The organism is Paenibacillus germinis (genome assembly GCF_013141785.1).
Taxonomy (GTDB): Bacteria; Bacillota; Bacilli; order Paenibacillales; family NBRC-103111; genus Paenibacillus_E; species Paenibacillus_E phytorum.
On the sequence record NZ_WHOC01000088.1, the window covers coordinates 20,214 to 32,738 of the forward strand.

10 protein-coding genes and 1 riboswitch are annotated in these 12,525 nt (G+C 43.5%); all 10 genes read right to left on the minus strand.

Annotated elements, in window-relative coordinates; genetic code table 11:
- Positions 1–7 precede the first annotated feature (7 nt).
- Positions 8–913 (minus strand): protein kinase domain-containing protein, encoded by a 906-nt coding sequence (locus GC102_RS17610; protein WP_171690713.1) that lies wholly within the window; start codon positions 911–913, stop codon positions 8–10.
- Entirely contained in the window at positions 897–1,616 is a 720-nt protein-coding gene (locus tag GC102_RS17615; RefSeq protein ID WP_171690740.1) for a vWA domain-containing protein, read from the minus strand. Before GC102_RS17615 ends, GC102_RS17610 begins: the two co-directional genes overlap by 17 nt.
- A 157-nt stretch (positions 1,617–1,773) precedes the next feature.
- Positions 1,774–5,067: a collagen binding domain-containing protein gene (locus GC102_RS17620; protein WP_171690714.1), complete on the minus strand. Its 3,294-nt coding sequence runs from the start codon at positions 5,065–5,067 to the stop codon at positions 1,774–1,776.
- Between the two features lie 202 nt (positions 5,068–5,269).
- Complete coding sequence (locus GC102_RS40355; RefSeq protein WP_171690715.1) at positions 5,270–6,076, minus strand: transglutaminase-like domain-containing protein; 807 nt, start codon at positions 6,074–6,076, stop codon at positions 5,270–5,272.
- Between the two features lie 13 nt (positions 6,077–6,089).
- A riboswitch (cyclic di-GMP riboswitch) is annotated at positions 6,090–6,177 on the minus strand.
- Positions 6,178–6,257: 80 nt separating this feature from the next.
- Positions 6,258–6,959 (minus strand): class D sortase, encoded by a 702-nt coding sequence (locus GC102_RS17630; protein WP_312883307.1) that lies wholly within the window; start codon positions 6,957–6,959, stop codon positions 6,258–6,260.
- Between the two features lie 292 nt (positions 6,960–7,251).
- A complete protein-coding gene (gene spoIIE, locus GC102_RS17635) occupies positions 7,252–9,744 on the minus strand; it encodes a stage II sporulation protein E (RefSeq protein ID WP_171690717.1) in 2,493 nt (830 codons plus the stop codon).
- A 762-nt stretch (positions 9,745–10,506) separates the two neighbouring features.
- Positions 10,507–11,103 (minus strand): S1 domain-containing RNA-binding protein, encoded by a 597-nt coding sequence (locus tag GC102_RS17640; RefSeq protein ID WP_056833811.1) that lies wholly within the window; start codon positions 11,101–11,103, stop codon positions 10,507–10,509.
- A gap of 108 nt (positions 11,104–11,211) precedes the next feature.
- On the minus strand, positions 11,212–11,535 hold the full coding sequence (locus tag GC102_RS17645) for an FtsB family cell division protein (protein ID WP_171649120.1): 324 nt from the start codon (positions 11,533–11,535) through the stop codon (positions 11,212–11,214).
- A 15-nt stretch (positions 11,536–11,550) separates the two neighbouring features.
- The gene (yabQ, locus tag GC102_RS17650) at positions 11,551–12,126 is read right to left on the minus strand and encodes a spore cortex biosynthesis protein YabQ (RefSeq protein WP_171690718.1); all 576 of its coding nucleotides are present in this window, start codon (positions 12,124–12,126) and stop codon (positions 11,551–11,553) included.
- The gene (yabP, locus tag GC102_RS17655) at positions 12,123–12,410 is read right to left on the minus strand and encodes a sporulation protein YabP (protein ID WP_029197777.1); all 288 of its coding nucleotides are present in this window, start codon (positions 12,408–12,410) and stop codon (positions 12,123–12,125) included. The genes yabQ and yabP overlap by 4 nt, the downstream gene beginning before the upstream one ends.
- Between the last annotated feature and the right edge of the window lie 115 nt (positions 12,411–12,525).

Below are 12,525 nucleotides of genomic sequence, written 5' to 3' on the forward strand. Positions count from 1 at the left end.
CGTCATGCTACCAATACATATAGAGCGTTGCCCCAAAAATAAAAATAGAAGCGGCGAAGCATATTTTCAGCCATGGCATTTGGAGTGTTGACTGCGTAATCTTCTTACCTGAAACCAACGTTCTCCAGTACTGATAGGCTTCTTGCGAAGAATCAAACTCATTATTTAAAGCTTTGTTAAGAAATGGTGCGATATGGGCGGCAACTGAATTTTCGCGCATGATGGCCGTTAATTGATCTAAATCTCGGTTTTGAGGCAGCATTTTGGATAAACCAGTGAAGCGTTTGCGTTGATCGAGCGATTTTAATAGTAAAATGGCAAATGAAAATAGATCATAGCTCTCTTCCGCAACCCGCTCCCCCATATTCCAAAAGCCGCGGTCATACACTTCGGTTAACTGTTTAATCGCTCTGCCTTTAGGAGTGACACCACCAAAATCAATGAGATCCACATCGCCATAATTGGAAACGATCATATTCTCGATCTTCAGATCACCGAAAACATAGCCGCTCTTATGAACCTCCGTTAACTTTCGAAGTAGGTTAGAACCAATCACATAGATCCAATCCTGACCACGTTTATGTATAAAATTAGAAATCGTCATTCCCTCAATATAGCGCATGACATAGAAAGAGACTTCTTTCCCATTTATCGTCATATCATCGGCATCTATTAAGAAGTTCTTGAACGAAGTTTCTGTCAGTGAGATGGCAAGCAAGGAATTAATCTCCGATTGATGATCAACCGTCTCATGACCTGCTTTAAGCGCAAATCTAGCTGTCCCTCTTCGCACGAGCGCCACTACACCATTGGAACCTGCACCTAATAAACGCTCGACCACATACATCTTGCCGTTCCATTTCCCTTGGATTTCTGACCCAGGACGGAAGGCGTCTTCATACCACGTAGTCACTCAGCATCCCATCCTCGGTCTTTGGTAAGATAGGCTTCTCCGTTATGAACTGCAAAGTTTGCAGTAACGCCGGACCTGTCGGAGTTGTACCCTTCATGTTTATTTTATAGAACATCCTGTCTAAATTTGCAAGTTGATTCGTCCAACTGAGATCCATTTCTAATTCCTGATCCCTCGTTTTGGTTGACGGAAAGTGGAAAACAGCTAGCTCACTCTTGCCGCTGCGGGCTCTAAGACTAAGCAACAGATCATGAATTGCTTCACGCACCGCTGCATGCTTAGGCTTCATACTAGCACTAGCATCTATTAAAAGAGCTACGCGGAGTGAGGTGGTTTCACTCATGGTATCGATCACTTGAACCACTTCGGCGCGCTTCTCTGGTGGTAACTGCTCCAATTGATTAAAGCCTAGAATACTTTGCAATTCTTTGCCTACGGCATGCTGAATTGTTGTGGTTACCGTTTTACGCGTCATCATCTGAACCGTCTGGGAAAGTTGGCCTGAATTCACGATTCGGCTCATCCCACCGCCCGCCGCAGCAATCTCTTGAATCTCCTCAGAACCTAGTACCCCTAGCTCCCCATGGTCAATCACCCCGATGACATTAACGGTAACGCCTTCGGTATGAGCTTGTGCTGCTGCTATTACCGGACTCACTCCTACATTGGAACACCCATCTGTAATTAAAAGAATCTGCTTCATCATGATATTTGCCTCCCTGGCCCAAGAAAAGATTAGCTCTCTAGTAGTTCTACTCCTAGTTTTTCCATTTATGAGAGAGTCTAATCACGAGCTAACTAAGCGAAATAAAAAGACAGCCCGCCCCAATGTACTGGTAGACTGTCTCAAGATTGAAGTTTTACCGAGTGAATCTCCTTCTTAGGATAAGACCTAGAAGGATTAGAGTGATGCCTGCAATTTCCACGTATAGATGGCTAGATTCTCCTGTCGTTGGAAGGGTCTCTGGTTTAGTGATAGGTGGAATTCCCCCCAAGGGCACATCATTATCAGTATCAATTGGTATGTCCGGATCCGTCGAAGGAGTAGGAACCGTTGGCGGTGTTGGCGTTACACTTGGTGTTGGTGTTATAGACGGCGGTGGCGTTGCACCTGGTGTCGGGCTTGGTGTTGGTGTTGGCGGTGGTGTTGGTGTCGTTGGCGGTGGTGTTGGCTCCCCCGGTGGGTTTGTTGATTCTGGGGGCGGTGATCCAATATCCGTCGTCTTCGTGTTAATCACATTAAGATGAAGCTCATCTCCCGGATGAAGGGTTATCTGGTTAACCTCTTTATTTAAAACGTATCCAGGAGGAGCTGTTATTTCACTCACTACATAATCACCTGCAAGTAGATTGTTAAATACAACCGTACCTGTTTCATCCGTTGTTAAACTGTTAATCTTCTCACCCGATTTACGTTTCAGTTCAAATATTGCGCCGCGGAGCAATAACGTATTGTTTGTAGAATCAATTTTCTTAACCGTCAATGACCCTCGGACTCCGCTGCCAGTGCCAGATCCATCCGAAACACCTACCTGAATAACCTTGGTCGTTTCTTCCGTAATAGTGGTTACGTTGGTGCCGCTGAGACTGATTTTATTGGAAACCGTTTCGTGATCGTTGGCCATAATTAAAGATTGATATTCCAAAATGTACGCTGTTGATATCTGTTTGACGAAACTCAGTTCAAATGTTTGCATACCTTGATTGTCCGTATTAATAACTAGCTTGTAATCCACGCCCTTCGTTAATTCAGTCCCCTTCGTGACATTCCCGTTGCTAGTCACAATCGTTGCAAACAAATGGAATGAATTCGGCAATAATTGTTGATTGATTGACGGTGTATCGATGATTTTCGCATCGTTTAACGTAGATTGACCATAATTGATTTGGACGGACCAGTTTATTTTATCTCCACTTTGCGACCCGCTTTTACTTACGTATTCTCCGCCCTTAGAAATGGGCAGAGTCGCTTTGAGATCGCCGGAAACCTGTTTAGTTCCATCATATGCAATAGCTGTATTAGAAACCGTGCTGTTAATCAGTTGACCTTGCAAACTCGTTTTAAAAACGATGTAAAATGGTTCTGAAATGGGTTGAAGGAAATGAACAATTAGCTTGTTTTGGTTATCCAGTGTGTATTCATATTTTTTGCGGTCTATCTCCCCGCCTCGTGATGGGTTGCCATTTTCCGGATTGATCGTCATTTTATAAACATGAAGCGAATCAGGCGAATTAACATCAAACTTTTGATTTGACTCTAACGTATCTTGAATATTTGCATCTGCAAGTGTTTTGCCGTTATAGTTGACTCCCACAGTCCATGTGATTTCTTTCGTAACAGCGTTGTACCCACCGAATTTAAACCCATTGTTCTTCACTTCAATTCTTGGAATAAATGTTGCTGATGCCGTTTGTGTCTTTGTTTTCTCAGAGCTGTCGATCCAATCGACCTTAGCTGAATTAATGAAATCAGTAGTTCCCGGAGGACTGATCAAATCTAAATTAAAATCTGTTTTGTAATCAATCGAAATTGGTTCTGAGATCGCATTCGTGAATTTCACTTTGAACCCATCCTCAACGGGGACAGAACTATCAAAGATATAATCCGTCGACGGTACGATCACGTTTCCTTTTTTTATGACTAACGAATCAGGTATGAAACGCAATCCTTTTTTCGGAAATGTATCTGTCACAACCACATTGTTCATCAACTGACTGTCTCTGTTAATAACTATATGCCAAGCTACAGTTTTGGCCTTGTAATCTACGGTTCCAGGATACTTGTGAACAGCCCCCTGTTCAATAGGCTGTGTTGCTGAATCACTTGCTTCGCTGCCTGACGTAACAGTATTCGTAATGATCGCAATATTCATGACCGGATTGCTTGCCTTAGTCTGATAAGTAATTTTATATGCCGATGAAATATTATGATTAAATTGCAGTTTAAATCCTTTCTTGCCTGCGGCTACTTCCGTTGTCACGGTGTACTCCCCACTCGGCAATTCAATTCCCAGTGTTTCATTTCCACTCGAATTGAACGTTACGGGATAGACATGTAGGGATCCTGCAACTATCTCTTGTGTATCATTGAATAAGTCTTTTAGGAATGCTGCTGACTGGGCAATTGTCCTTTCGTTATAATTATATTTAATTCCCCAACTAATAATTTGCGTAAATGGATTATAGCTCTCCACAATTTTATCCAAAGAGCTGCCAAGAGTTACTTGGACTGTCACAGAGGTTTGAACAGGGTCTTTATTACTTCCTCCAAAAGCTGCCGCATTCACAAAGGTCTTTTTATTAAAATCAGTAATTGGCGTCGTATATTGAATGCGGTAAGCCGTATGAATAGGAGACTCCGTGAATCGAACAGTCAGATCTGATCCTGTTATACTTACTGTATACTTACTGACATCCACCAATGCTCCTTGTACAACAGTCCCATTTAAATGAACCCCTAAATCATAGACGGCTACAGTAACAGGAACTGATAGACCTGTAGGGATCCGGTCCGTCACCACAGCGTCCTGAACAGAATCCAGCGTCTTATTCACATCAATGGTCCAATGAATATCTTTCGAATTAAAACCAGATGATACGCCACTTTTTTCGATTGTGGAAGTGACCGATGGTCTAAGATGGAGAGTGAAAATCTGATCACCAGATTTGACCGGAATGGTAACCGTTACCGTTGTGCTTTCCGTAAGTTTACTTGTATCTAACTTTGTTCTGAAAGTAAGCGTGCCATGTACATTATCATGGCTTTCTATGTAGTTGTTAAAGGTGATCAATACTTGATGACTAGCCTGATCAACATGGAAAATTCCTAACTGATCCTGTCCCATTACCAAATTACCGTTGATATCATTGAAAAGCAAAAATTGCTGCGGCAGTGTGAATGTATACGTATCACCACTTTTATACCCATGACCGTTTGGCAGCGACCACGTATAGTCAAGCTGAATTGTGGAGTTTGGCTCGTAAACATTGCCAGTCACCACTTGTCCTGCACTGTCGTATACAGCCATCGTCACGCTGTCAAGAATAGTGTTCGAAATCGTTTTTGCACTGGCCTCAGTAAAAAAGCCAATCCCGTAAATACTCTGCATAAAAATTAATAAAGTAATCAGCAGCGCACTCGTCTTTTTCAACATAATTTCATACCTCCATTCATGAATCAATTTTTATAAAGATTATTTATGTGTATACCTCCTATGATTTTGAAACAAATTGTATCATTACCTATGATATATGATACAAGATGTATTGTAAATCTTGGAATTTAATATTTTTTTTGGTTGGAAAAAGCACAAAAAAACCTGTTCTCAGTTATGAGATCAGGTTTCATCCATTCATTTAATATATTTTCGATATCTTATAATTAGAATCATTTTTTATAATATCTATCGTTTCACCGGCTTGTATATGAACAGCGTCATACGTGGTATCGATCGTTACCCATTCCTGACTTTCCTTTAAGAAGACTTGATTCCACGCATGATAAGTATCTGGCGCATGGTTTTCATATCCCATAACCAGACGGGTTGGAATCCCCTCGCTTCTTGCCATTGCCGCAAAAGTAGCTGAAAAGTCATAACAAATTCCCTTGGACGCTGCGTAGACCATATCCAGATTAGGTACGTAACTATCTGCTGCAGTTTGGGCCTTCTCATAATCATACTGAAAATGTGTCGTGATATAGCCATATATGGCTTTTATTTTGTCGAAATCCGTTTCCTTATTCCCAGCCAATTGCTTAGCCTCCACGACTGCCTTCGATTCATCGTTCCAATCGATCAACGGAATGGACTGCAGAAATACGGTATTCTCGTCTTCCATTTCTAAATCTATTTGTTCTTGCTCAACAACTTTGTATTTATTAGCTCCTATGGACTCTCCAATCAGTACTTTATATGAGCCGTTTCCTAGTTGCAAAGGGTACTGATCTCCTTCTTCAAAGGTGTAGTCATATTTGATATTTTCTCTCATAATTCGTACGAGAACTTTGGTATTCTTAGCGTTTGAATAATTTACCGAGATAATCCCTTTATTCAGAGCATCTTTATCAATCACGGAAGGATTGGAAGCTGCAAATATCCCTTGTGGAGCAAGAGTAAACAGAAACGTTGCAATGATCGCTCGTATAATCGGCCTTTTGAACACAAAAAAATCCCCTTTCGGTAACTGGCTGCCAACTTAGTTCGGCTAAGGAAGGCCCTTTAGTTTTGCGTCTCTAGTTTTCGCTAGATTTGCCTTTATCGGAGGAACGCACCGAATCCCTTATAATTACTATAGTGCAATCTTAACATAGGCTTGTCTCTCTGAATAGACAAAATATTACATGTTATTCCTTAGACTGCACCATGATTCCTTTAATCGCTATACGATGAGTCGGATTTTCCATAGGATGGCAAGTTATTAGCGTAATCTCCCGATCTTTGCCATTGCCCTTCAGCACCCAGACATCCTCTGGGAGGACATACTGTTTGTCCACTACTTTGTAAATATACGTTTTGCTCCCTGTATTCACTTCTATGAAATCCCCTTCGGTGACTTCATCTAATCTATTAAAATTTTTCCCGTAGGTCAGGTTTCGATGACCCGCAATGGCATAGTTACCAACTGCTCCTACTTTGCCTGTTTTGGCAATACTGGCAACGGAAATCTTCAAATTATTCACGGTTGCATCTGTCAGAATAGGGAGCTTCAGATCAATTTTATCGATAGTGAGAACACCTTCTATATTCTTCTGCGGCAAAGTAACTGGCCTCGGCGTCGTTTTCACGGCCAAAGGGCTTGGTTGGCTGCTCGGCTGGCTGCTTGTCGGCAGAGCTTCCGCTACGGGACTGGAAGAAGGCACGACTAACCCCGCATCTGTCTCCTCCTCAATGTCAGAGCCTGTCTGATCCATATCCTGCAGATTTTCCTGCCATTGTTTCAAAATTTTATTCTGCTGATAGCTCTCATAATGATCGTTTAACGTTGGATAGAGAAAAATGATAATCCCAAGAACGATAATTAACAGTGATAGCTTTTTTCTTATCACCAGTGGTACCACCTTTCTCTTGGATCTCATGCACCAATGATAGTCTGACAGTCTTAGGATGCTTTGGCATCATATAAAGCTCTGACAACTTAGAATTTTATTGAAATCACTAGATTTGGAATAATTAGTTAACACACATATTCATAAGTTAAACATGATTTGAATTCTAAGTGCAACTTCGAAGTGAAAATTTTCCAATTTCAAATATGCAGCGTCCGCTATGCACTAAAGGGAATCGCTGCACATAAAAAGCCATAACAGCAAATGAGCTGTTATGGCTTCTATTTCTCCATTAACTAACCGTCTTGGGACGCTCCATTCGCGTAATTCCTGGCCAGCGGAATGTGGCCCACTCGGGCTGCCTCTTCTCGACTCGTGCCACAACGACAGTCATATCATCTTGAATTTCGCCATGATGGTGACGGAAAATCCTTTCTAATAGACAGTCCGCAAAATCCTGCGGCATCGTCGTATCAATTTCCTGAATCATCCGCTTCATCCACATCTCTTTGTTTACAGCATGTCCCGGTGCATCGTAGATCCCATCTGTCATCATGACAAGGATATCACCCGATTGGAGCGGAATCGAGACCAGATCAACATCAATCTCGCTCAGGATACCCACCGGCAAATTATTAGCCGATATCGAAATCACTTCCGTCCCGCGCTTAATGAAGCTAGGGGTAGAGCCAATCTTCATGAACGTTGTATTTGCGCTGTACATGTCGATCAAGGCCATATCTACGGTCGCGTACATCTCGTCCGAAGAGCGGAGCATCAACACCGAGTTCAGCGACTTGATCGCCAGCTTCTCGTCCATCCCTGACTGCAGCAGCTGCTGCAGGATGCTCAAAGCCGTCTGGCTCTCCGCACGCGCGCGCTCGCCGTTACCCATGCCGTCGCTAAGCGCCACGGCATACTTGCCATTGCCCAGCTCCACCGTGGAGAAGCTGTCGCCTGAGAAGAGGTCGCCCCCTTTGGCTGCGCCGGCGACCCCGGTCTCAACCTCGTATTCCTTGGCGGAGCCGAATACGACCGTGCTGTAGCCCTCACCGCGCGCATGCATCTCCTCGCGCATGACGGCGACGTTCTCGCCGATAATTTCGCTCAAGAGCGGCGCAATGATTTTCCGACATTCATCGAAGCCCTTCGTGTATTGATGAATGATCTCAATCTCGATATTTCCTTCATCCAAGGAAATGATATCGATGGTATGGATGGATAAGCCCAGCTCCTCCAGGGCATTACGAATTTGCTCCTCTTGCAGGAACAGCTCCTGTCCTTCCCGTTTAATCTCCTTGGCCAAGTCCTCCATGACTTGGGACACGCCCGAAAGCTGATCAGCCACGAGATGCCGGCTATCCATAATCTGCTTTTTCCAATGCATATCATTCTTGTACAAGCCATACTGCTGTTTCATCACATCCAGCACTTGATCCGTGCGAATACATACCTTCCTCCACTCCGGTGGAATATTCTTCTTCGTCATACTCTCCTTCATCTCAATTTGGGTCATCATATCGGTCATATACGTATAGGTTTGATAAAATTTTTGATCCCAGCACTGGCTCTTTTTCCAGCAGGAATCACAAGCCTTCTGCGCAACCGCATTCATGAAATGGCCAACATCCTCCTCCTTGCGACTTACCGCATCATCGGTCGTCAACTGCTTAAAGCTGCGCGCCAGCTGGCGGAACACTTCAGAGAATTGTTCCACACGTCCTGCCGTAACATCCCGAACCCGCTTCGCATAATCCTGTTGGGATTTCAGATTTTCCTGAGTGCCGGGCACATATTTAGCAAGAGTCAGAATCAGACTCCTCGGTGTCAACAGGAAGAGTGCTACAGCTGCAAGCGACTCCCATGTAGAGTTGATCACATCAGCCCCTGATCCCATATAGAAGGCAAGTATCGATGACCCGAGCAGCATTCCGAATGCAACAGCCAATCGATTACCATCTTTCAGAAGCCCTGCTAACATCCCCGAGAAAGCCAGTAAACTCATTTGATAAACTGCATTGCTATTTGCAAGACTTAGGATTAATCCTGTAATGACTCCTACCGAGGCTCCGAAAGGCGCTCCTCCCACCAGCGCAAATAATAGAATTAAATACCGGGACAGCACATGTTCTACGGTGATTGGACCCACAACCCAGCTAACCGTTCCTGTCATCACAGAAGCTAACAAGATAATCAAACAAATAATTTCCTCATGTTTCAAATGGTAGTTCTTGCGGGTAAGCGTAAATACAGGAATTGCTTGAATAAAAATTAGTGTCAGCACTAGACTTAGCAGTGCCTCAACGGAGACCATCATTAGCGTATACCAGCTTAAGTTTGAGACTACAAGCTCTGCAAAGAGCTGAACCAGCAAGGTCGAGCTGAATACAAGAAGCGGCGCTAAGGAAATATCGGAGCGTTCAAATTTCTCCAAAGCTTTTTGGATGAGTAAGAAAACGATGATCTCCGTAACAAGATAACCCGTATTCGAACTCAGCGAGAATAAGCTACCAGCAAATGCAGCGACACCTACCCAGTGTAAAATATCTCTCCTTGTAAAATAAATGACAGCAATGAACGCAAGCGCAAACGGAGATAGCTGTTCCAAAATCATCGCACGACCGAGTAAGAAAGCCATCACGATGAGCAGTAAAGACCACTTCTTAGCTACAAAGGCTTGTACGAATCGATTTTCCACGGCAGCGCTGTGTGCGCCTATTTTCGCTTTCTGCCACAATCCCGACCAACCGCCACCAATCACTGTGCCTAAGCTTCTTCTCTGCATGTTTTCGAACACCATCCATTCATTCCTTATTTGTTTCTCTAGTATAGAGACAATCTAGCAGAAAGTTTGTCAGAATGAGTTGATAGATTCAAAGAAATTTCCGACAATCCGTGTTTGCCTTGTCACCATGCCTCAGCCCTTGCCTAGTCTCGTTTTACCGTATCGAAAACGTTTCCAAAAGTCTGATTGCCTCGAACTTTCGCCCTGCGTATGGGGGAGATACCCGTAATTCCATGTCGATTGTTCTTTACGTTATTTTAACTATTTGACGTTTGGTAAAAAATAGCTTTAACATAGACCGTCGATTCATTCAATCTAATCTACATTAAGGTGTCTTACATCGGAATCCATCGTCAAATATGCTCGCTTGAGGTTGCCGGACGAATGAATCCCTATTCTCGGTTGAATGATGTTGTAGAAAGTGCAACAATTGCTGCCTAGATCCCGGCTCTCTCCCATTGTTGTTGTATAATTTACAACATTTGGGCCCTATATTGGCGATTTCGCAAGAAATGGGTTCTAATTGTTGTACGAACTGCAACTTCAAGTTGCAAAATAGCCTTTTGGCGTTTAAATTGTTGTAGAAAATACAACATTGGTATCCACTATCAATACCCTCACGAATCTGCTGAACAACTAAAAATCAAATTTTGGTTAGGCCTACGGCATGTAAAACTAAGCATCTCAAATAGGTAAGCTTCACTTACCCCAAATAAAAAAAACCACACTCGCCTAAGCGAATGTGGTTCGTTACTGCATCTATTAATCTCTTCTTCCGCCTCGGCCACCGCGTTTGGACTCGGTATTCTTTTTCAAAGACGAAATCCGCTCTTCACTATCTTTAAGGAACCGAGATACTTTATCTTCGAACGAAAACGGTCTAGCTCCGCCTTGCTGCTTGTTAAAGCCGCCGCGACCACCACCGCCGCCGCCTCGATTGAAGCCACCGCCGCCACCTGGACGACCGCCACCACCACCGGGACCACCGCTTGGAGGACCACTACGTTCTCCGCCGCTACTTGGACGACCACCTTGGTAGCCTCCTGGACGATCTCCACTTGGACGTCCTTGATAGCTGCTGCCACCTGTACGTTCAGGACGAGCTGGTCTTTCCTCAACTGGCTTGTCAACCGTCTGCTTGATCGACAGTCCGATCTTGCCATCCTTGTCCACGTTAATCACTTTGACCAATACTTTGTCATCCAGCTTTAAATGGTCATTAACGTCTTTCACATAGTTGTCCGCGATCTCCGAAATGTGAACAAGACCGGTAACTCCTTCAGCAAGCTCGACGAATGCTCCAAAGTGAGTAATCCCCGTCACTCTACCCTCTAACTTGGTGCCAACTTCAATTGCCATAAAGTAAAATGTTCCTCCCTTAAAATGTTGAAAACACTGGCTACGCCGATTATAACCGATGCAGAAACCACGGTCAACACGGCAACAGCCTCTTCTTCTTGTTGATTTTTATTGCGACTTTGAGACACTTAGTGGCGTCTCTCCGGTTTTACTATAATGAAAATCTCGACGAATAATTTGATCCAAATACTCGTCATTATGAAGTCGAGCGATTTCTTTCGTTGTTTGCTCCTTGAGTTTTTTTGACTCAACAAGCTGTTGCTCCATATTCGCTACGACACTACTCTTCTCTTGCAGCTTAGCGAACTGCCCCCAGATGTTCACAGCAGCCCAGCTCATAAAACATAGGACAAAAATCATTAGAAAACGCAGTCTTCGTTTCGAGCCTACACTGTTGCTGCGCTTGGATGGAACGGTTGCTTTAGCATGCATGAATAGGAATGCCTCCTACTTTGAGAATAACCTGCGAAAGATCAATATGATATTACCCTTAAGTTTCTTCAACCAAACAGGGATAACAAAATATTTATGCACAGGCCGAGTCATCCAAAGGAGTAATCTCCACACAGGATAAAGCAATTGTAGCACAATTCTATAAAGGAATATAGCTACAGCTAGTAAAAAGCCCAAAATAATCACAGTTAGACGATATAAGCCAATAATCGGTTTAATCAGGATAATTTCGACAGTTTTAGCAATGAAACGGTAGACAGCAATCGTAATTCGAATGAGAAGCAGCGTAAGCCGGATGATCCAAGTACTGAGGAAGGCGAAATAAAAACAAATGCCAATCCCCATCCCCAGAAAAATAAATACACGAACTTGTCCTTCATTACTGTAAATGAGCAGACGGAACACGAGGATTGTCGCCACAATCCAATAAACCATATCAATGAACGGAATCGTCCATCGCGGCAGTCTCAGCTTGCCAGAGAGCACACGAAACACATCGAAGATCGCACCTATGGCGATTCCGCTCAGGAACATCATGAAGATCGTATGGAACTGAACATTTAGAGTCACTTGAATAACTTACCAAGGAACCCCTTGGATTTCTCCTGGGTATTTCCGTCCACATAAGCTAATTCGTGAATGATTCCTTCTATGGCGACCAACCCTTGTTCCAAACTTAAGTTCTTGATGTGCAAATTCTGTCCTTTAATCATCAAGTAGCCCATTTCCGTTTCAAGGAGGAACTCTTCACTGTCAAAGCTTTCTACGTTCAAAACTCCGGAGATCTCCAAGAGCTTGCGATTCAGCATTTTAATTTCTTGCCGCTTATTCGTGTTTTTCACGGGTTCAATCATGGCCTGTACCCCTCCTTCATCTATCATTACGATATGGGAGGATGTCCTATTTTAGAACCATGCATTAGCCGTCATACAAATATAAAAATAGCCCGAGACCCCTATTCAGGAATCT

Coding starts and splice junctions, on each gene's coding strand:
- GC102_RS17615 (WP_171690740.1), bottom strand. CDS start 1,616: ATGAAGCAGATTCTTTTAATTACAGATGGGTGTTCCAATGTAGGAGTG.
- GC102_RS17620 (WP_171690714.1), bottom strand. CDS start 5,067: ATGTTGAAAAAGACGAGTGCGCTGCTGATTACTTTATTAATTTTTATG.
- spoIIE (WP_171690717.1), bottom strand. CDS start 9,744: ATGCAGAGAAGAAGCTTAGGCACAGTGATTGGTGGCGGTTGGTCGGGA.
- GC102_RS17640 (WP_056833811.1), bottom strand. CDS start 11,103: ATGGCAATTGAAGTTGGCACCAAGTTAGAGGGTAGAGTGACGGGGATT.
- GC102_RS17645 (WP_171649120.1), bottom strand. CDS start 11,535: ATGCATGCTAAAGCAACCGTTCCATCCAAGCGCAGCAACAGTGTAGGC.
- yabP (WP_029197777.1), bottom strand. CDS start 12,410: ATGATTGAACCCGTGAAAAACACGAATAAGCGGCAAGAAATTAAAATG.